The 20,074-nt window shown below is 72.0% G+C and carries 19 protein-coding genes; 9 read left to right on the top strand and 10 right to left on the bottom strand.

The genetic code is table 11. The features are described from left to right. Position 1: 1 nt before the first annotated feature. Genes DN069_RS18965 through DN069_RS18955 form a run of 3 tightly spaced genes read left to right on the top strand, consistent with a single transcriptional unit; the run spans position 2 to position 1,282 of the window. Positions 2–457, top strand: a complete 456-nt coding sequence (locus DN069_RS18965) for a hypothetical protein (RefSeq protein ID WP_133259963.1) — start codon at positions 2–4, stop codon at positions 455–457. Beyond that, positions 450–764, top strand: coding sequence for a transcriptional regulator (locus tag DN069_RS18960; protein ID WP_111502303.1), 315 nt, complete (start codon positions 450–452; stop codon positions 762–764). The genes DN069_RS18965 and DN069_RS18960 overlap by 8 nt, the downstream gene beginning before the upstream one ends. Further along, a complete protein-coding gene (locus DN069_RS18955) occupies positions 761–1,282 on the top strand; it encodes a GNAT family N-acetyltransferase (protein WP_111502301.1) in 522 nt (173 codons plus the stop codon). Before DN069_RS18960 ends, DN069_RS18955 begins: the two co-directional genes overlap by 4 nt. 185 nt (positions 1,283–1,467) lie before the next feature. Here the strand turns inward: DN069_RS18955 and DN069_RS18950 are convergent, their stop codons facing one another. Beyond that, positions 1,468–2,862, bottom strand: a complete 1,395-nt coding sequence (locus DN069_RS18950) for a dipeptidase (protein ID WP_111502299.1) — start codon at positions 2,860–2,862, stop codon at positions 1,468–1,470. A 227-nt stretch (positions 2,863–3,089) separates the two neighbouring features. Here DN069_RS18950 and DN069_RS18945 point away from each other — a divergent pair, with 227 nt between their 5' ends. Beyond that, the gene (locus DN069_RS18945) at positions 3,090–3,899 is read left to right on the top strand and encodes an SDR family oxidoreductase (protein ID WP_111502297.1); all 810 of its coding nucleotides are present in this window, start codon (positions 3,090–3,092) and stop codon (positions 3,897–3,899) included. Between the two features lie 16 nt (positions 3,900–3,915). Here the strand turns inward: DN069_RS18945 and DN069_RS18940 are convergent, their stop codons facing one another. Beyond that, a complete protein-coding gene (locus DN069_RS18940; RefSeq protein ID WP_111502295.1) occupies positions 3,916–4,746 on the bottom strand; it encodes a hypothetical protein in 831 nt (276 codons plus the stop codon). A 286-nt stretch (positions 4,747–5,032) separates the two neighbouring features. Further along, positions 5,033–6,718 carry an APC family permease gene (locus DN069_RS18935; protein ID WP_207892196.1) on the bottom strand — a complete coding sequence of 562 codons (1,686 nt, stop codon included), beginning with the start codon at positions 6,716–6,718 and terminating at the stop codon, positions 5,033–5,035. Positions 6,719–6,939: 221 nt separating this feature from the next. Here DN069_RS18935 and DN069_RS18930 point away from each other — a divergent pair, with 221 nt between their 5' ends. From DN069_RS18930 to DN069_RS18920, 3 genes are all read left to right on the top strand, one after another. Beyond that, entirely contained in the window at positions 6,940–7,170 is a 231-nt protein-coding gene (locus DN069_RS18930) for a hypothetical protein (RefSeq protein WP_111502293.1), read from the top strand. Positions 7,171–7,268: 98 nt separating this feature from the next. Continuing rightward, positions 7,269–8,426, top strand: a complete 1,158-nt coding sequence (locus DN069_RS18925) for an SPFH domain-containing protein (protein ID WP_111502291.1) — start codon at positions 7,269–7,271, stop codon at positions 8,424–8,426. 158 nt (positions 8,427–8,584) lie between these two features. Continuing rightward, positions 8,585–9,664, top strand: coding sequence for a TolB-like translocation protein (locus tag DN069_RS18920; protein ID WP_111502289.1), 1,080 nt, complete (start codon positions 8,585–8,587; stop codon positions 9,662–9,664). Here DN069_RS18920 and DN069_RS18915 read toward each other — a convergent pair. After that, the gene (locus DN069_RS18915; protein WP_111502287.1) at positions 9,655–10,206 is read right to left on the bottom strand and encodes a hypothetical protein; all 552 of its coding nucleotides are present in this window, start codon (positions 10,204–10,206) and stop codon (positions 9,655–9,657) included. The two genes, DN069_RS18920 and DN069_RS18915, sit on opposite strands and share 10 nt — an antisense overlap. 9 nt (positions 10,207–10,215) lie before the next feature. Next, positions 10,216–11,199, bottom strand: a complete 984-nt coding sequence (locus tag DN069_RS18910; RefSeq protein WP_165845542.1) for a trypsin-like serine peptidase — start codon at positions 11,197–11,199, stop codon at positions 10,216–10,218. A 168-nt stretch (positions 11,200–11,367) separates the two neighbouring features. On the opposite strand from DN069_RS18910, the gene DN069_RS18900 reads away from it, so the two are divergent. After that, the gene (locus tag DN069_RS18900) at positions 11,368–12,156 is read left to right on the top strand and encodes a sulfite exporter TauE/SafE family protein (protein WP_111502281.1); all 789 of its coding nucleotides are present in this window, start codon (positions 11,368–11,370) and stop codon (positions 12,154–12,156) included. 78 nt (positions 12,157–12,234) lie between these two features. Here DN069_RS18900 and DN069_RS18895 read toward each other — a convergent pair whose 3' ends face one another. Then, complete coding sequence (locus DN069_RS18895) at positions 12,235–14,472, bottom strand: terpene synthase family protein (protein ID WP_111502279.1); 2,238 nt, start codon at positions 14,470–14,472, stop codon at positions 12,235–12,237. Between the two features lie 98 nt (positions 14,473–14,570). Here DN069_RS18895 and DN069_RS18890 point away from each other — a divergent pair, with 98 nt between their 5' ends. Then, a complete protein-coding gene (locus DN069_RS18890; RefSeq protein WP_111502277.1) occupies positions 14,571–15,533 on the top strand; it encodes a phosphotriesterase family protein in 963 nt (320 codons plus the stop codon). Between the two features lie 76 nt (positions 15,534–15,609). Here DN069_RS18890 and gltX read toward each other — a convergent pair whose 3' ends face one another. The 4 genes from gltX to DN069_RS18870 all read right to left on the bottom strand — a co-directional run bounded on the left by gltX (position 15,610) and on the right by DN069_RS18870 (position 19,774). Then, complete coding sequence (gene gltX / locus DN069_RS18885; RefSeq protein ID WP_243639425.1) at positions 15,610–16,968, bottom strand: glutamate--tRNA ligase; 1,359 nt, start codon at positions 16,966–16,968, stop codon at positions 15,610–15,612. A 153-nt stretch (positions 16,969–17,121) separates the two neighbouring features. After that, positions 17,122–18,117 carry an RNA polymerase sigma factor SigJ gene (gene sigJ, locus DN069_RS18880; RefSeq protein ID WP_243639420.1) on the bottom strand — a complete coding sequence of 332 codons (996 nt, stop codon included), beginning with the start codon at positions 18,115–18,117 and terminating at the stop codon, positions 17,122–17,124. Continuing rightward, the gene (locus DN069_RS18875; protein ID WP_111502273.1) at positions 18,066–18,536 is read right to left on the bottom strand and encodes a carboxymuconolactone decarboxylase family protein; all 471 of its coding nucleotides are present in this window, start codon (positions 18,534–18,536) and stop codon (positions 18,066–18,068) included. Before DN069_RS18875 ends, sigJ begins: the two co-directional genes overlap by 52 nt. Positions 18,537–18,643: 107 nt before the next feature. Beyond that, positions 18,644–19,774, bottom strand: a complete 1,131-nt coding sequence (locus DN069_RS18870) for an alpha/beta hydrolase (RefSeq protein ID WP_111502271.1) — start codon at positions 19,772–19,774, stop codon at positions 18,644–18,646. Positions 19,775–20,074: the final 300 nt, after the last annotated feature.

Here is a 20,074-nt window from a genome sequence, read left to right as displayed (position 1 = left end):
CATGGCTGCTGAATTGAGTCCCGAAGAGGCCCTGCGCGCCGCTGCCGATGCCCGCCGGGCCGCGACACCACCGCCCGTGCCGGGCTGGTTCCCCGTCTTCATGGGTGCCACGTTCGGCCTGGCGATGGTCGCTGTCGGCCTGTCCACCCTGTTCGACAAGTCCCCGGGGCTGTCGCAGGCCTTCGGGATCGCGGGCATCGTGATGCTCGTCGCCCACTTCGCCGTCTACGCGGAGCTCGTGCGCCGCTGGCGCCGCGGCGGGGTGGTCCCGCTGTCGGAGACCTGCTCCACGCGGGCCCGGCGCCGCAAGTCCGGCTGGTTCCTGCTGGCGGCGATCGTCGTCGGCGGCGCCTTCTATCTGGCTGGTAGCACCGGCTGGGGCAACATCTCGTTCGGCGTGATCATCGGAGTGGAGACCTGGTACCGGCTCATCGGATGGACCCGACCGAATGAGTAACGCCCTCCCCGACGAGGCGTTCGGCACCCTGCCGAAGCTGAAGCTGGCCGCGTTCCTGGCCGGCTGCGGCGAGGCGGACTTCGCCACCGTCTCCGACACCTGCCAGATCGCCGCGCCCACCCTCTCCAAGGCCGCCGTCGCCCTGGAGGAGATCGGCTACGTCCGCGTCCGCAAGGGCCACGTCGGTCGCCGTCCCCGTACCTGGCTCTCCCTCACCGCGAAGGGCCGCCGCGCCTTCGAGTGCCATCTCTCCGCGCTCTCCGCGCTCACCGCGCAAGGGCGGGCCCACCAGGAGGAGGAGACGTGAGCACCCCGCGGGCCCTCGACTCGCTTCCCGACGGCTTGGCCGCCGACGCCCATCGGCTGCTGGCCACCCTGGTCCGCGACGGCGCGGCGCTGGGCTGGGTCGAGCCTCCGTCGCGCGCGGAGGTCGCCGCCCTGCTGGCGGACGTGGCCGCCGCCGTGCGGGCGGGTGACGCGGCGCTGCGGGTCGCGTTCCTCGACGACCGTCTGGTCGGCCTCGGCTACTGGACCCGCTACTCCCGGCCGACCCACCGACCGCACGCCGACCTGGAGAAGGTCGCCGTCGACCCGGCCGCCCAAGGACGCGGCGTGGGGCGCGCGCTGGTCTCGGCCCTGGTCGAGGACGCGCGGGCGGCGGGCATCGAGGTGCTGACGCTCGACGCCCGCGGCGACAACGCCAACGCCCTCCACCTCTACCGGACCCTCGGGTTCACCGAGTACGGCCGCCTGCCGGACTTCGTCGCCGTCGGCGACCGCCGCTACGACAAGGTCTTCTGCATGCTCGACCTGCGGCGTTCCTGATCCCCTTCGTGCGCGACGACTTCGGCACGTTCGACCCGGTGCTCCCGGTCCCGGCCGACGCCGGAACGGCGGCCGGACTGCTCGCCTTCTCCGGCCGCGACCCCCGGTGGACGCCCGAGGCGTGCTGAGTACGCACGAGGCCCCGGCTGCCGAGCAGCCGGGGCCTCGTGGTGACCTCGTTCCGACTACCGCTTCGCGTAGCTCCGCAGGAACAGCGCCTCGGCGAGGGAGAGCCGCTCCAGCTCCTCCGGGGAGACGGACTCGTTGACCGCGTGGATCTGCGCCTCCGGCTCACTGAGGCCGATCAGCAGGATCTCCGCCTCCGGGTAGAGGGTGGCGAGGGTGTTGCAGAGGGGGATGCTGCCGCCCTGGCCGGCGATCTGCATCTGCTCGCCCGGGTAGGCCGCGGACATCGCCGCCGCCATCGCCGCGTACGCGGGGCTGGAGGTGTCCGCGCGGAAGGGCTGGCCCTGGCCGCGGGAGGTGATCTCGACCTGCGCGCCCCAGGGCGCGGCCGCCTTGAGGTGGGCGGTCAGGGCCTCCTCCGCGCGGGCGGCGTCGAGGCCCGGCGGGACGCGCAGCGAGACCAGGGCCGTGGCGGCGGCCTGGACGGACGGGGTGGCGCCGACGACGGCCGGGCAGTCGATGCCGAGGACGGTGACGGCGGGGCGCGCCCAGACGCGGTCAGCGACCGTGCCGGTGCCGATCAGGCCGACACCGTCGAGGACCTTGGCGTCGGTGCGGAAGTCCGGCTCCCCGTACTGCAAGCCCTCCCAGCTCTGCTTGGCCTCGGCCTCGAGCCCGCGCACGACCGTGGTGCCGTTCTCGTCCCGCAGCGAGTCCAGCATCCGGATCAGCGCCGCGAGCGCGTCCGGTGCGGCGCCGCCGAACTGACCCGAGTGCAGGTTGCCGCCGAGGGTGCGGACGGCGACCTCGACCATCGTCATGCCGCGCAGCGTCGCGGTGACCGTCGGCAGGCCGACGCGGAAGTTGCCGGTGTCGCCGATGACGATGGCGTCCGCCGTCAGCAGCTCCGGGTGGGCCTCGGCGTAGCGCTCCAGGCCGCCGGTGCCCTGCTCCTCCGAGCCCTCGGCGATGACCTTGACGGTGACCGGCACCCCGCCGTTCTCCTTGAGCGCGCGCAGCGCGGTCAGGTGCATCAGCAGGCCGCCCTTGCAGTCGGCCGCGCCGCGGCCGTACCAGCGGCCGTCCCGCTCGGTCAGCTCGAACGGCGGGGAGACCCAGGCGTCCTCGTCCAGCGGCGGCTGCACGTCGTAGTGCGCGTACAGCAGCACCGTCGGCGCCCCCTCGGGACCGGGCAGCACGCCGTAGACGGACTGGGTGCCGTCAGGGGTGTCCAGCAGCGAGACGTCGCCGAACCCCTCCGCGCGCAGCGCGTCCGCGACCCAGCGGGCGGCCTTCTCGCACTCCTCCACAGGGAACTGCCGCGGGTCGGCCACGGACCGGAACGAGACCAGCTCGGCCAGCTCGGCCTTGGCCCGCGGCATCAGCCCGGCAACGGCCCGGGCCAGCTCGGCCTGCCCGGGGGCGCCTTCCTGAGGCACGGTGGACTGCGACATGGGGAGCGCTCCTTGTGGGTGCGGCGGTGTGATCCGTGAGGGGTGGGACCGGTGGTACCAGCCCCACCTTACGATCCACCCGCCCACTGGACCGTCGCGTCACGGACGGACGGTGCGGTACGCCCGGCAGGTCGGACAGGTCGGACGCGGGCACCTCGTGTCACGTTCGCGCGGGCTGTGCTGTCCACACTGGAGGAGCAGTCGGCCGTGGAAGCGAGGCGTGGGTGATGGGGCAGGACCGGATCGTGGTGACCGGGGGCACGGGGGTGCTCGGGCGGGCGGTGGTGAGGAGGCTGCTGGGGGACGGGCACCCGGTGCGGGTGGTCAGCCGGCGGTCGCGGCCGGAGGCGGGGGTGGAGGCGTACGAGTGGGCCACGGCCGATCTGCGGTCCGGCACGGGGGCGGTGGCGGCGGTGCGTGGGGCACGGGCCGTGGTCCACTGCGCCACCGGATTCGGGCGGGGCCAGGAGGAGGCGATCGCGCGGGCGCTCGTCGCGGCGGTGCGGGAGGCCGGGGAGGACGGGACGGCGCCGCACCTGGTGTACGTGTCGATCGTCGGCGTCGACCGGATCCCCTTCGGGTACTACAAGGCGAAACTCGCCGCGGAGCGGGTCTTCGAGGAGTCCGGGCTGCCGTACACGATCCAGCGGGCCACGCAGTTCCACGACCTGCTGCGGACGCTCTTCGCGGTCGGGGCGAAGTCCCCGCTCGTGCCGGTGCCCGCGCTGCGGTTCCAGCCGGTCGACGTGCGGGACGTCGCCGCGCGCCTCGCCGAACTGGCCGTCGCCGAGCCCGTGTTCGGTCGCGCCCCGGACATCGGTGGCCCACGGGTGCGCGACGCACGGGAGTTGGCCCGGGTCTACCTCGCCGAGACCGGCCGGGCCCGCCGCCCGCTGCTGCCGATCGCCGTCCCGGGCCGGGTCTTCGGCGCGTTCCGCGCCGGCGGGAACCTGGTGCCGGGGGAGCCCTACGGGACGATCGGCTTCGAGGAGTACCTGGCGGATCTCGACGCACCGAGGAGGGCGGCCTACCGGTAGGCCGCCCGCGCCTCGGCTACTCGAGGGTCAGCCAGGAGCGGTGCCACAGCAGCGCGCACTGGCGGTCGCAGCCGAGGCCCGCCAGGGGTTCGCCGAGGCAGCGCAGGCCGTCGAGTTGGTACCACTCGCCGACCGGGTACTGCCAGCGCGGCAGGGCACGCGGGACGACCTGGCGGGCGACGGGGAAGCGGCGGCCGACGTGGCGGGCCATGGCGGCGTGGAAGGGGACGCCGAGCAGGGTGCCGTCGGGGCCGAGGGTCTGCTGGATCTCGTGCAGGCTGCGGACCGTGGCGTACCGCTGGGGGGCGGGCGGCGCCGGCGGGGCGTCCGCGAGGGTCAGCCAGTCGTCACGGAAGAGCAGGGCGCAGCCGAGGCCGCAGCCCTCGTCCTCGGGGCCCGCGCCGGAGCAGGTCGCGCCGCGCAGGGTGACCGTGCGGGAGATGCGGCGCATCCGGTAGTGGTCGTCGAGCATCCGGCGGACCACGTGCTCGACCTGGTAGACGCCGCCGCAGAAGGTCCACTGGGACGCGGTGAACCAGAGCCCGCCGAGCCGGTCGCCGGCGTCCAGGGTGGCGCGGACCTCCTCCGCGCTGCGGACGCTCACCCAGCTGCCCACCTCGTACGCCGACGGCCGACCCTCTGCGGGGACCCCGCTGAGCCGCATCCGGGCGTGCTCGCGGATGCGGCGCGTGGGGCGGAGCACGCCGAACGGCGGGCGGGCGTGGATCGGCAGCCCCTCGTACTGGCAGCGCGCCGCCTGCATCGGCAGGCGCGGCGCGGGCAGCGCGGTGAGCCGCGCAATCTTCTCGGTATCGGCCGCCTCGGTGTCGGCCGGGAGTTGGGACATCGCAGGGCTCCTCGTCGGCAGGCGCGGCAGCCTCGACGCGGGCCCGCATTCCCCACCGCAGATCGTAGCCAGCCGACTACGCATGGGAGTCGCGGATCACTCTCCTGTGCGATGTCCGCGAATGCGAAGTTGACGCCAGCCGCTCCGACGCGTCGGAAGAAGTCGACATGTCGGAACGCCCGGCCGCACGTGCTCGACCGCCTCGCCGCGGTACTGGCCGGCGAGGCGGTCCGAGTCACCCGAGGGGTCAGCCCGGGGTCGTCACGGGTGTCACGAGGTCACGGGCTCACGGGGTGCCGCCCTGCTCCGGCGCCTGGTAACCCTTGGGCTCCTCGGCGACCTCCACGTCGCCGATGTACTCCTGGGTCTCCTCCCGGGGCAGCCGGACCGCCTGGGCCCAGTAGAAGATCACCAGGCTGAACGCGGCCACCACGCCCAGGTCCCACCACAGCGGGATGCTGTTGCTCGCGCCGCAGGAGCTGGTGTTGGCCGGTCCGGCGCTGCAGTAGCGGCCGCGCCAGGAGATGATGCCCATGCCGATCAGGTAGACCGGCAGCCATTGGGCGGAGCGCCAGTCCAGGTGCGGCGTCTTGGGGTTGAGCTTGAACGTCACCGACGTGCCGAGCAGCACGTAGCCCAGCAGGATGCCGATCCCCAGCCGCCACAGCGTGTCGAACCCGGACCAGTACATGATCAGGTTCGCCACGATGAACGCGACCGGCGCCCAGAAGTTGCCGGCCGGCAGCCGGTACGGCCGGTAGCGGTCCGGGTCGGACTTGCGCAGCACGCCGAGGGAGAGCGGCGCGCCGGCGTACATCAGCACCGACGCGGAGGTGATGAAGCCGACCAGCTTCTGCCAGGTCGGGAAGGGCAGGAAGACGACCAGGCCCATGACGAAGGCGAAGAGCAGGCCGAACCACGGCACGCCGCGCTTGGTGGTCTTCTCGAAGATCTCCGGCACGTAGCCGTTGCGGGACAGGCCGTAGGAGACGCGGGACGTCGCCGTCGTGTAGATCAGCCCGGTGCCGGCCGGGGAGACGACCGCGTCGATGTAGAGGACGGTGGCCAGCCAGCCCACACCGATGGTCGTCGCCAGACCGGCGAACGGGCCGGTCTTGCCGGTGAAGGTGAGGTTGGCCCAGCCGCCGGCCGCGAACGCGCTGTGCGGCAGGGCGGCGATGAAGACCACCTGCAGCATGATGTAGATCAGCGCACCGAGCAGGATCGAGCCGATGACCGCGACCGGGATGTCGCGTTTCGGGTTCCGGCTCTCACCGGCGAGCTGGTCCGCCTGTTCGAACCCCAGCAGGGCGAAGATGATGCCGCTCGTGCTGATGGCGGAGAGCATGCCCTCCGAGCCGAACGGCGAGAAGCCCTGGTAGCCGAAGTTGTTGCTGTGCCAGGCGGTGGCCGCGAAGACCAGGATGGTCAGCACCGGGATGGCGATCTTCCACCAGGTCGCGACGCTGTTGGTGTGGGCCAGGAACTTGATGCCGACCCAGTTGACCACGACGAAGAAGGCCATGAAGGCGACCGCGAGCGCGTAGCCCCCGCCGGTCAGGTGGTTCTTGCCCGACTGGATCCAGCTCGCGTGCACCGAGAGGTAGTTCAGTGCGGCCATGACCTCGATCGGGGCCACGGTGACGGCCTGCAACCAGGAGAACCAGCCGAAGGACGCGCCGGCTGCCGTGCCGAAGGCGTAGTGCGGGAACCGGCCCGTGCCGCCCGACACCGGATAGGCCGCGCCGAGCTCGGCGTGCACGAAGGCCAGGATGATGATGGCCACGGCGCCGATGCCCCAGGAGACGAGCGCCGCCGTACCGGCGGCCTGGGCGGCGAACAGTGCGCCGAAAAGCCACCCCGAGCCGATGATCGACCCCACTGACGTCCAGGTCAGACCGATCAGCCCGATGTCGCGTTTCAGTGCGTGCTGGCCTCCCTTGGGAGGCGCGGTCGCGGTTGCCAAAGGGATCACCTCAATCCGACCGGGTCAGTCGGCGATCTCGGCGGGCCTGACGCATCGTGGGCGTACGGGCTCCCCGCTATCGGAGCCTGGCGACGGCAACGCGTAAGCAATATGTAAATGACAAGTCCAGCATAGGAGCGCAATGGTCATCCGGCAGCCCGCCGAGCCTGCTGGGCTGCCGGAATTAGCGCTAGGGTCGTGATCCCGAGCGGAAGGAGCGCGGCGGTATGCCGGCGGACGAGGCGGTGATCGGCTGCATCGGGCGCTTGCTCATCGGCACCCGCGGCAGCGCGGGCCCGGGTGAGGTGCTGGTGCGGGTCCGCGGCGGTTCCGAGGCCTTTCTGGCGTGGTCGGAGCAGCCCCTGGTGGCCGGGACGACGGTGCTGGTGATCGAGTCGCGCGGGGCGCGGCAGGTCGATGTGATCGAGTGGACAGATCCATTCGATGGCGGGGTGTAGACCCGGGCCCACCCCTCGGGTGTAAGACAGACCCGCGAGAGGTCCTCACGGGGGATTCCGCGAGGTTCCAGGATTTCTTGGACGAGGAGACGAGAAGGATGTTCGGTTACCGCGTTCCCGCCCCGGACGAGGCGATGTTGATCTCCGGAGGCAGGCGTGGGCTGGAGGGGGCTCCGTTCCGCGTCGTCACCGGCCACGGCAAGTTCGTGCTGCCGGTCTTCCGGAAGACGCGCTTCCTGACGCTGGCGATGTGCGAGTCCGAGGTCGCCGAGACCTGCGTGACCCGCCAGGGCATCGCGCTCACGGTGCGTGCCGTGATCGCGTTCAAGGTCGGCAACGACCACGAGAGCATCGTCAACGCCGGGCAGCGGTTCCTGTCCGACCAGGACCAGATGTCGGTGCTGACCGGGCGGATCTTCGCCGGTCACCTGCGGTCCATCATCGGCTCGATGACGGTCGAGGAGATCGTCACCGAGCGGCAGAAGCTGGCCACGGAGGTGCTGGAGACCTCCAAGGCGGAGATGGCCAAGATCGGCCTGGTCGTCGACTCCTTGCAGATCCAGTCCATCGACGACGGCGACGCCGGCTACATCGCGGCGATGTCCGCGCCGCACAAGGCCGCGATCAAGCGCGCGGCGCAGGTCGCGCAGGCCCAGGCGACCCAGGCCGCGGCCGAGGCCGAGCAGGCGGCCGCCCGAAACCAGGCCGAGTACGCCCGGCAGACCGCCGTCGTGAAGGCCGAGTACACGGCCGAGATCGACCGCGCGCAGGCGCAGGCCGCGCAGGCCGGTCCGCTGGCCGCGGCGCACGCCCAGCAGGAGGTGCTCACGGCCCAGACCGAGCTGGCCCAGCGCGCCGCCGAGCTGCGGCAGCAGCAGCTGGTCGCGGAGATCGTCAAGCCCGCCGAGGCCGAGGCCGAGCGGATCCGGGTGCTGGCCCTGGCCGAGGCCGAGCGGATGAAGATCCAGGCGGAGGCGGCCGCGTCGCACGACCGCGTCGCGCTGGACCGGATGCTGATCGACCAGCTTCCGCAGATCGTCAAGGAGGCGGCGGGCGGTCTGGCCGGCGCCAACGTCAACGTGCTCAACGGTGCGGACGGCCTGGGCGAGATCGCCGCCGGCCTGGTGGGCCAAGGCCTCACCATTCTCGACTCGGTGCGCCGCAACCTCGGCGCCCCGACCGGCAACGGCGACGAGCACGCCAACGGCAAGCCCACGCGCAAGCAGCTGAACAGTGGTCAGATCGACGTCGACTGACGTGAGTTGCGGGAGCTGATCGGCAGGCGTGGCGGCAGGCCGCCTGTTACGGGGCTGTGACGGAGGGTGCACCGATCCAGGACGGACGCGGGGCACCCTCTGGTCAACAGCCGCGAAGTCTCGACGAACGCGAGACCGACCGCCCCGGGGGAACCACCATGCGTGCTCGCCGAACCTCACTTGCCGCCATAGCCGTTGTCGCCGCCGTCACCACGAGCGGCCTGCTCACCGCCTGCGGCGCGTCGCCGAGCCCCGCCGCCGGGCACGGCACCCCGTCGGCGTCGACGTCCACACCGGCCGGATCCGGCACGCCGACCCCGACCCAGTCGCCGTCCGGCGGGACGGGCGGGAGCACCGGCGGCGGCTCCGGTTCGGGCGGCACGTCCGGCGGTTCGTCCGGCGGCGGGAGCGGTGCGCCGGTCTCCTTCAACGGCACCGGCGGGACCATGCTGACCATCAGCAACGGCACCAGCAAGGTCGTCATGAACGGCACCGTCGTCGACTTCGGCGTCGTCGTGCGCGACCTGGCCTGGTCCGCGGACGGCCGAAGAGCCGCCTTCATCGACGGCGACGGCAACCTCGACACCGCCAACGCCGACGGCAGCGGCCGCGTCGTCCTCGCGCACAACCCCGGCGGCCAGACCTGGTCCCACCCGGCCTGGCAGGACATCAGGAACGACCCCGGCTACAGCAACAAGCCCGTCGACCGGATCTTCTTCGTCGCGGGCAGCGGTTCCGGAGCCCGTCTGATGGAGGTGCCGGCGGCCGGGGGCACCCCGGCCCTGCTGGGGCTGGGGCAGATGTGCTGCACCGGCCCCGGGCTCCCGCAGAGCGGCAACACCTGGGTCAACGGTGGCGGCACGCACGGGACCACGGTGTACGAGAACACCGACAACGGCGAGGTCTACATCCGCGACGACTACCTGCGGCAGCAGGGCGAGGCCCTCACCAACGGCTCCGAGCCGGCCCTGAACCCCGCCGACCAGGACGCCGGCATCGTCTTCGTCCGCTCTGTCGGCGGGCACGACCACGTCTTCGTCGAGCACGCCGGCAGCGGCTCGGTGAGCTACGTCGACATCACGCCCCACGCGACCACCGACTACACCGAGCCCGCGGTCTCCCCGGACGGGCGCACGGTCGCGGTGCGCACGCCCGACGGCGTCGCGGTCCTCCCGATCGACGGCTCCGCCGCGCCCAGGCAGATCTCCTCCGTGGCGGGCCTGCCGGCCTACCGCTGAGCGATCTCCCGTTCCAGCGTGGCCAGATGCGCGGTCGCGGCGTCGTCGTGGGGCAGGAACTCGACGACACCGAGGAACCGGAAGAGGACCTGGGAGTCCGTGACCGCGTACTCGAAGTCGGTGAACCCGACCACGGCGCCGGTGGCCCCGCGGGCGGTGCCCCGGTCGAGCACCCGGCGGCGCGCCTGCTGCCGGGCGAGGTAGGGGCAGACCATGGACGCGTACAGCATGCAGGCCCGGTGCCCGGGGCCCTCCCAGGTCGGCGCGAGGTTCCGGTAGGGCCTGCCCTCGGCCAGCGCCGCCCCGATCGCCTCCGCCTCGGCGGCTCCGACGACCCGCCACACCGGCCCGTCGGTGCGCATGTGCGTCCCGCAGACCGAGCACAGGCGCTCACGCGCGCACGCCGCGCTCTTCTCGTAGTCGGTCAGTGCGAACCGCGGTTCGCCCTCCTCGTACGGCGTGATCGCCGGAACGGGATAGCCGCGCGGGTCGTGCGGCCGCGCGGCGACCGTGGCGGGTTCGGGTACGGCGTCGAATCGCACGGGCCGAACCTACTGAGACACGGCCTGCTCGTACAGCGCCTGGGTGTCGGAGCCGAAGACGATGCTGTAGGAGGTGTCCGCGGTGTCGCCACCCTGCTGGTAGCCGCCGATCACGCCGATGATGCTGCCCGCGTCCGCGTCGGAGTCGTAGCCCGCGATCCACGCCGTGCCGCTGGTGCCGCCGGTGAACGCGGTGCAGTCGATCACGAGTTGGGTCGACGAGTAGGCCGCGGCGTCGCCGGTGCAGGTGATCGGCTCGTCGGTCGCCGAGGGGTAGCCGGTCATCTGGACGGTCGCCGTGGTGGTGCCGGAGGTGGAGAGGGTGTAGCCGCCGCCCACGGCGGACTCCAGGCTGCGTCCGCTCTGCGCGGCGACCACGCCGAAGGCCACGTCGTCGTCCTCGTCGCCGTCGCCGGTCCAGGCGGAGTTCTCGACGACCTGGGAGATGGCCCAGACCCCGTCCGGTGCGCTGCCGTCGCGGTAGCCGGGGACGAAGACCGCGCCGGTCTGGCCGGCGCTCAGGCAGTGCGCGGCGGTGACGATCAGGTCGCCCGCGGGGCTGTCCACGACGCTCGCGGTGCAGTGGTGGTTGCCGGGGGTGATCGAGGACGAGGAGAAGATCGCGCCGACCTTGGTGCTCTGCTGGGACGCCTCGAGCACCTGCGACTGCCCGGTCGTCGTCACCGGCGGTTTCCCGCCCGAGGCGGAGGCCGTGGCGGCGGTGGGCGACGGCGAGGCGGAGGGGGAGGAGGACGCCGAAGCCGAAGCCGTGGCTGAGGCCGACGCCGAGGTGGTCGCGGTGGCGCTCGCGTGCGCGGAGGGCGTCGCACCGGCCTTGGCCGTGGCCGAGGCGGTCGCGCTCGGGGTCGTCGCGGCGTGCGCCGACGCGGTGCGCGGGGTGGTGGCCCAGGCCGTGGCGACGCCCACGCCGGTGCCGCTGACCAGCAGGCCCGTGGCGACCAGCGTGGCGACCTTTCGTGCGGCCGTGTCCATCCGCATCCCCTTCCTCCCGTTTCGCATATCGAGACTTCCCCGCCGGGCTGAGACATCGGTGGGAGCTACATGGGAGCTGGATGAGAAGCTCGGTTCACGAACCGCGACCGGTACCGCCTGTGCGGACCGGATCGCCGAAGCAAGGGGTGTGGAATGAGCGGAGCTGTCATGACGACAGCCGCCGGGCTGGCCGGAGCGTCCGGCTGGACCCAGGCGGGGGTCGCGCTGGCGGGCGTCGGGGCGGGGCTGATCAACACCGTCGTCGGCTCGGGGACGTTGATCACGTTCCCGGTGCTGCTGGCGGCGGGGCTGCCGCCGGTCACCGCGAACGTGTCCAACACGCTGGGGCTGGTGCCGGGCTCGGTCAGCGGCGTGCTGGGGTACCGGCGGGAGCTGGACGGGTTGGCGCCGCTGCTGCGGCGACTGGGCGTGGCGGCCCTCGCGGGCGGGCTCACCGGGGCGGTGCTGCTGCTCGCGCTGCCCGCCAAGGCCTTCGAGGCGGCCGTGCCGGTGCTGATCGCGGGCGCCCTGGTCCTGGTGCTGGCCCAGCCGCTGCTGGCCAAGCGTCTCGCCGCCCGCGCCGAGACCCGCCCGAGGCCGGCGAACGGCGGCTTCGCGCTGCTGGTCGGCGTCTACCTCTGTGGCATCTACGGCGGTTACTTCGGTGCCGCCCAGGGGGTGCTGCTGCTCGGACTGATGGGCGTGCTGCTGGAACTGCCACTGCAGCGGATCAACGCGGTCAAGAACGTGCTGGCGCTCGCGGTCAACGGGATCGCGGCGGTGTTCTTCCTTATCGACGGCCCGATCGACTGGCGCGCGGCGCTGCTGATCGCCGCCGGCTCGGTGGTGGGCGGACAGCTCGGCGCCCTGGTCGGGCGCCGTCTGCCGCCGCCGGTCCTGCGCGGCGTGATCGTCGCGGTCGGCGTGGTGGCGATCACCAGGGTCGTCCTGGGCTGAGCGCCCTCTTGAGGGGCGCGAGGCCCACGCCGGGGGAGAGCCGCATGTCGGCAGAGCCTCGCGCCCTGGGCAGTGCAGCTACCTGAAGTCAGCAACGGAAGCCGTGCCCAGTCCCCTCGGGCCCAGCGGGAACGTTCCGACGTTGAAGCGGGACCGCAGGTCGGCTTCCGGGTAGCGGGCGGTCTCCGCGTGCCAGTGGAAGACGCCGGCGATCCAGTGCTCCAGGTCGCGGAGCCAGCCGGCCACGCCCGCCCGCGCGGGTGCGTCCAGGGCCAGGTCGTCCAGGACGACCGGGAGTTGCTCGGCGACGACGTGCCGGAACTCGCGCAGGCGGGACTCCATCAGGTCGGTGACGATGCCGACCGCCGTAGCGCGGTCGCAGTCGAAGAAGGACTGCACGACCAGGACGGCGTTGTGCAGCTCGCCCTCGAACTCGATCTCCTTCTGGTACGACCGCAGGTCGTTGAGCAGGCAGCCGTAGTCGCTCGCCGCGCCCTCGATCGCCCGGGCCGCGCCGGAGGCGAAGAACGCGGCGGGGACCTCGCCGTTGCGGGAGAAGCGGCTGAGGGCCATCGTCAGTGGGGAGCCGAAGGTGTCGCGGCGCATCTCGACGTAGTCGACGGGGTCGGGGGTGCGGTGCAGGGCTTCGTTGTCCAGCTCCCAGAGCCAGCTCGCGAGCATGCTGTCGACCGCGTCGCGCAGGCCGCGGCGGGCGTCGGACGGCATCGCCGGGGTGGTGCGCTGCCACAGGTCGGCGAGGGACCGTTCCAGCGGGCCGGCCGGGTCGCCGGCGGGTTCGCCGGGCTCGACGGGCATCAGCGCGTGCAGGCGGGCGTTGGCGAGCCGGGCGGCGGCGAGGCCGCCGAGGTCGCCGCGGCCGAAGGCGTGCGGGTAGTAGTCGTCGGCGTAGGTGCCCCAGGCGAGCCACTGGGAGGCGAGGGTGACGCCGTCCTCGTCTCCCACGGGGAAGATCCCGGCGGCGCAGAGCGGGAAGTCGAAGCCGGCGAGCAGGTGATCGTCCCAGACGCCCTCGCCGAGCAGGCCCATCGCCGCCGCCCATGTCATCGTTCGCTTGCGCGCAGCGTCCAGATGCGGGCTCAGCGTCAACGGGAACGGCGACTCGAGGCCTGCCGGCAGCGGCGACGGCCCGACCCGCTGGTGCGGCACATGCATGAAGTTCCTGAGACGCTTGAGCCCCAGACGGCTCGTCAGCGTCTTCGGATCGGCGGCCGACAGGCCGATTCCGGTCGGGCCCGGTCGCCACCCGCCGCCCGAACCGCCTTCCAGTGCGCCCTCGTTCATGTAGCGCGAGGAGCGCAGGTGCCACTCGTGGCCGCCGGACTGCCAGTCCTGCAGGCCCTTGGCGTAGGCGAGGACGGCCGCGCAGCCGGCCGGGTCGAGCGCCTCCTCGGCGAAGAGCGGCGGCAGTTCGGTGACCACGGTGTGCTCGAACTGCTGCATCCGGGAGGTGAGCAGGTCGTTGACCGCGTCCGCGGCCTGCTGCGTCGAGCAGCCCAGAAAGTGCTCCAGCACCAGGACGCCGTTGCTGAGTTCGCCCTCGTCCTCGACCTCGCGCTGGTAGGAGAAGAGGTCGTTGCGCAGGTGGACGGCGTCGGCGAAGGTGTCGCGCAGCACCCGGAGCGGCCGGCTGGCCGCGACCTGCGCCGGGACCTCGGCGCGGTTGGCGAACTCGATCAGCCCGGCGGACCACGGCGCGCCGCCCACCTTGCGGCGCATCTCGATGTACTCGACCGGGTTGGCGATGCGCCCCGCGTGGATGTTGGAGAGCTCCCACAGTGACTCGTTCAGCAGGTTCCGGGTGCTGGCCGCAAAGCGGGTCCGCCAGGCGGGGGAGAGGTGCGGGACGGTCCGCAGCCACAGGTTCGCGAGGCCGGCCTCGACGGGATTGGTCGCGTCCGGCATGGGCGTGGTCGGGTCGAGCGGCATGAAGGCCGGCAGCCGGTCGAGGTAGGCCTTGGCGCCCTCGCGGTCCGCGGTGCGCTTGAACAGCTCCAGGAAGTGGTCGTCGAAGAAGAAGACCCAGGTGTACCAGTCGGTGACGGTGTCCAGGTCCTCCGCGGAGGCGTCCGGGTGGGTGTACGAGCAGAGCAGCGCGTAGTCGTGCGCGTCCAGATCGCCTTCGTCCCAGACGCCCGAGCCCTCCAGCATCCCCAGGGAGCGCGCCCACGCCTTGGTGTGGGCGCGGGCCCGTTCCAGGTGCGGATTGATGCGTGCGGGGTGGACGACGTAGAACTCGGGGAGCTGGAAGGGCTGTTGGGGCGTCGCGGCGGGCGCGGCAGGCGTGGCTGAGGTCACCCGGGGGGCCTACCCCGCCGGAAAAACGGTCATCCCGGCCCGGAAGTAGTCATATCGTCCGACAGCTCTCGTCGGCGGATTGAGCTAGGGTCCGGATCATGACGGTTGTTCGGACGGTGCTGGGGGACGTGGCCGCAGGGCAGTTGGGGCGCGTCGACGCGCATGACCACCTGTTCTTCCGCTCGGTGCGGCTGCCGGGTGAGGAACAGGACGACGCGACCGCGGCGGGCCTGGAGCTCGCGGAGTTCGCCCGCCTCGGCGGCGGGACACTGGTCCAGTGGACCCCGTACGGGCTGGGCCGGGGCGCGGCGGAACTGCCGCGACTGTCACGGGAGTCGGGAGCGCACGTCGTCGCCGCGACGGGGCTGCACCAGGCTCGGCACTACGCCGACGGCGTGGTGGAGTCGGTCGCGGGGCCCCGGCTCGCCGAGCTGTTCGTCCGGGAGCTCACCGAGGGGATCGTCCCCGGCGTCCGGGCTGGGATGGTCAAGGTGGCGGGCACGTATCACGGGCTCGACACCCACGCCCGCTGGACCATGGCCGCGGCGGCGGAGGCTCACCATGCGACGGGCGCGACCGTCGGCGTCCATCTGGAGCACGGCACCGCGGGGCTGGAGGTGGCGGACTTGCTCTGCGACGAGCTGGGCGTGGCGCCGACGTCGGTGATCCTCGGCCATCTGAACCGGTTCCCCGACGATCGCGCCCTGCGCGAACTCGCCGCCACCGGCTGTTTCCTGGGCTTCGAGGGCCCTTCACGTGCCCATCACGCCACGGACTGGCGCCTCTTCGACGCGCTGGCGTCGTTGATCGACGCGGGACACCTGAACCAACTGCTGATCGGTGGCGACACCGTGGTGGCCTCCGCGCGCGCGACGACGGGCGAGGGCCCCGGCGCGCCGTATCTCCCGCGAGTGTTGTGGCCCCGCCTGCGACGCGAGTTCGGAGCGGGGGCCGAGGCGGCCATCGCGATCACCAACCCCGCGAGGGCTGTTGCACTATCTGTCCAGGGGCGCGGGGAACTGCGCGAGAAGCCAACCCCTGCGGATAGCCCTGTTCGGTGAGGACCATCCGAACGTGGGTGGCTTGTCGCGCAGTTCCCCGCGCCCCTAGGTAGTGCAACTGCCCCTTGCGAAGCTGCTACAGCTTCGCGATCGCCGCGTCGAGACGCGCCAGGACGCGGTCGCGGCCCAGCGCCTCGAGGGACTCGAAGAGGGGGAGGCCGACCGTGCGGCCGGTGACGGCGACGCGGACCGGGGCCTGGGCCTTGCCCAGCTTGAGGCCGTGCTGCTCGCCGATGGCCAGCAGGGTCTCCTTCAGAGGCTCCGCCGCCCACTCCGCGGTCTCGTACGCGCTGCGCGCGTCGCGCAGGATCGCGTCCGCGCCCGGCTTCATCGCCTTGGACCAGGACGCCTCGTCCTCGACCGGCTGGTCCAGGAAGAGGAAGTCGACGTTGGCGGTGATCTCCGACAGCACCGCGAGGCGGGTCTGCGCCAGCGGCGCGACCGTCTCGAAGAGCGCCTGGTCGAACTGCTCCGGGGTCCAGTTGGCGTAGGGCGCCGTCAGGTACGGCGCGCACGCGGCGAGGAACTGCTCGGGCGAGAGGGCGCGGATGTACTCGCCGTTGAACGCCGTCAGCTTCTTGATGTCGAAGAAGGCCGGCGAGGTGTTGACGTCCTCGATCCGGAAGCGGCGCACGAGCTCCTCGAAGGGGAGGATCTCCTCGTCCTCGCCCGGGGCCCAGCCCAGCAGCATCAGGTAGTTGACCATGGCCTCGGGCAGGAAGCCCTCGGCCAGGTAGTCCTCCAGCGCGACCTTGTCGCGGCGCTTGGAGAGCTTCTGCCGCTTCTCGTTGACGATCACCGAGAGGTGCGCCCAGACCGGCGGGGTCGCGCCCAGCGCCTCCCAGAGCAGCTGCTGCTTGGGGGTGTTGGACAGGTGCTCCTCGCCGCGGATCACCTCGGTGATCTTCTCGTCCAGGTCGTCGACGACATTGGCCAGCAGGAAGACGGCGGAGCCGTCGCCGCGGGCGATGACGAAGTCCTCAATGGCCTTGTTCGGGAAGACGGTGTCGCCGCGGACCACGTCCTTGACGACGGTCTCGCCCTCGTCCGGCGTGCGGAAGCGCAGCGCGCGGCCCTCGGCGTACGTAAGGCCGCGGTCGCGGCAGAACCCGTCGTAGCCGAGGTGCTCGGAGCCGGTGCGGGCGGTCAGCTGCTCGCGGGTGCAGTCGCAGTAGTAGGCGTGGCCCGAGGCGCGGAGCTGCGCCGCGGCCTCGCGGTGGCGCTCGGCGTTGTGCGACTGGAAGTACGGACCCTCGAAGGTCGGGTCGTCCTGGTGGATGCCGATCGCGGCGAGCGCGTTGATGATGCCGTCGGTCCACTCGGGCTTGTTGCGCGCCGCGTCGGTGTCCTCGACGCGCAGCACGAAGACACCGCCGGACTGTCGCGCCACGGCCCAGTTGTACAGCGCGGAGCGGGCGCCGCCGACGTGGAACATGCCGGTGGGCGAGGGGGCGAAGCGGACACGTACCGGGGTAGCTGCAGACATGGGGCAACAATATCCGCCGCCGGGCCCCGGACCGCTCCGATATACCGCGCCGGGCCGCGTCCGGCGGAGCGACGTGCGCTGTCCAGGACCAGCTGGAGATCCTCAACTGGAGCGGGAACGTGAACCCCGCGCCGCACCAGGGGCTGCTGGTCCACCGACCCCGACGTGCCGCAGCTTGTCGGGGTTGAGCACGCAGTAGACCTCGGCGATCCGGCCCTCGGCGTCACAGCCGAAGACGTAGACCACCAGATGCACCGGCGCTTGGATGACCAGCGCCGGTGCGCTGTTGTACCAGGCGAAGGCGATCTCCGCCCGGCCGGTGTAGAACCGCTCGAAGACCTTGGCGAAGAGCCGGGCCGCCTTCTCCGCGCCGTGGATCGGGTGGCGTCCGGCCCGGGCCGCGCCGTTGCCGTCCGAGGTGACGACGACGTCCTCGCGCAGCAGCGCACGCAGCCGGCCCAGGTCGCCGCCGCGGGCGGCGGCGAGGAAGGCGTCGACGAGCGGTCTGGCCTCGGCTGTCGTCACGATCGTCGCGCCCCGCCCGGCGGCCACGTGGCGGCGGGCGCGGCTGAGCAGCTGGCGGCAGGAGTCCTCGGTCCGGTCCAGGATCTCCGCGATCTCCGGGTACGGCAGGCCGAAGGCCTCGCGCAGCACGAAGACGGCGCGCTCCGCCGGCGACAGCCGGTCCAGGAGCAGCAGCATGCCCATGGACGCGGTCTCGCGCAGCACCAGGCTGTCGGCCGGGTCGGCGGGATCGGAGGCCGGATCGGCGGTGGGCAGCGGCTCGGGCAGCCACGGGCCGACATACACCTCGCGGCGTGCGGCCGCGGACCGCAGCCGGTCCAGCGCCAGCCGGGTCGTGACGGTGGTCAGGTAGGCGGCCGGGTTGGCGATCCCGCCGCGGTCGGCCGCGCTCCAGCGCAGCCACGCGTCCTGCACCACGTCCTCGGCCTCGGTGACCTGGCCGAGCAGGCGGTAGGCCAGCGCGAGCAGCATCCGGCGGTGGCCGAGGAAGACCTCGTCGGCCACCGCTGCGTCGGCCGGGCTCAGCCGCGCGCCTTCACGTGGAGCCGCGTCGCGACTCCGAGCCGGTTCCACGCGTTGATCGTAACGATCGAGACCAGCACCTGGACGAGTTCCTTCTCGTCGAAGCGCGTCGCGGCCTCCTCCCACACGGCGTCAGGGACGCCGTGCTCGCCGAGCCGCGTGACCGCGTCGGTCAGCGCGAGGGCGGCCTGCTCCCGCTCGGTGAACAGGTGCCGGGCCTCCTCCCAGGCGGAGACGGTGACCAGCCGCTGCACCGACTCGCCGTTCGCCATGGCGTCGTGGGCGTGCATGTCGAGGCAGTAGGCGCAGCCGTTCAGGCCCGAGGCGCGCATCCGGATCAGCTCGCGCAGGGTCGGGTCGAGCGCGCCGCCGCCGGTCTCCTCCAGCGCCAGCAGGGCCTGGAACGCCTCGGGCAGCACCCGCGTCCAGACGGTGCGCTGCTCGCCGGGGAGCTGGGTGTTCGCGGTCATGTCGTACCTCCTCGCGGTGCGCGCCCGTTCGGCGCGCTCACCCTCCCGACGGGACAGCCGCCCCGCCTGTGACGGCCTTCGCTGTGACGGCAGTCACAGGAGCGCTGTCACTGGGACGGCACCGGGGCCATCAGGTGCTGGCTGAACCAGGCGATCGGGCCGGTGCCCATGGCCGGCACGTAGGTGTACGCGTTGTGCCGTCCGCCCTGGATGACGTTGACGATGGTGTGGATCGGGCCCTTGTTGCCGAACTGCTTCAGATAGCCCGTCACCGCGCCGATCTCGCCCGAGCCCTCCCGGGTGCCGTACTGGAAGGCGATGTAGACGTCCGGGCCGCCGCGCTTGATCAGCGCCTTGGAGAGCAGCACCGGGTTGTTGGCGGCCTGCTCCTTGGGGTGGCCCTTCCAGAACGGCGAGTCCGGCACGATGTCCGGCCCGGAGACCAGCGCGGCCTTGAAGCGGTCCGGGTACTGCAGCACGGCCTTCAGGCCGACGAAGCCGCCGCTGGAGGAGCCCATGAAGCCCCAGCCGTCGCGTGTCTTGAAGGTCCGGAAGTTCTGCCGCATCAGGTTCGGGATGTCGTCCATCAGCCAGCTCCCCATCTTCGGCTGGCCGGGGATGTCGCTGCCGTCCCAGTAGTGGTCGTGCACGTCGGGGCCCGGGTTGAGGACGGGCATGACCACCAGGAAGGGCAGGCTCGTGCCGTCCTGGGACCACTTGCTGATGCTCTGCTCCAGCTTGAGGCCGGGGTCCTTCCAGTAGTTGTCGTTGTACCCCGGGCCGCCCGGCAGCGCGATCATGACCGGGAAGCCGCTGCGCGCGTACTTCGGGTCGCTGTACTGCTTGGGCGCCCACACCCACACCTTGCCCGTGTAGCCGGACTTCGGGCCGGTGTAGGTGATCACGCCGATGTGGGTGCCGTCGTCCAGGGTGTGCTCGACCTTCCACGGCGCTTCCGGGCCGGTCGGCAGCTCTGTCAGCGCGTTGACGCCGGTGACGCCGTCGCCGCCGCCGGCGTTGCGGCCGCCGGCCCCGCCCTGCGGTGCGGGGGTGTCGAAGGTCAGCGGCTGGCCCTTCTCACTGAAGGGCGGGATCTCGTAGTGCTTCATCACCGGTATGGCCACACCGACGACCGCGGCCAGGCACGCCACGATCGCCGCCCAGATCACGGCGCGCCGCCGCCGTCGCGGCCGCTTGGCCGGGACGATCTCCTCGGGCGGGGTGGAGAGGGAGTTCATGCGTGCTGCTCCGCGGGGTCGGCCCTGATCGATCAGATGTAAAGGGCAGAGTGAAGGAAGTGATCAAACGGTGATCGGATACGGCGCTAATGACAGCCAACCCACAGTAAACGGTTCCGCGCTGTTCGAATTTCAGGTTCGGTTGCGTCCGACTCGCCCCCGCGCCCCCGGCTCGCGCGGGGTGCATCTGTGACGTCGTCAGATGACCGTGTCCTGGCGAAACAACGACTCCAGTCGACTGAAAGGTCGTCAGCTGCGACGTTCGAGTGATGTTGACCACCCTCCGGGACGAAGGCTAAC

Origin of the sequence: Streptacidiphilus pinicola (assembly GCF_003258295.1) — a bacterium.
GTDB classification, from domain to species: domain Bacteria; phylum Actinomycetota; class Actinomycetes; order Streptomycetales; family Streptomycetaceae; genus Streptacidiphilus; species Streptacidiphilus pinicola.
Note: the sequence above shows the minus strand (reverse complement) of the source record. Positions and strands in the feature narration are given on the sequence as shown.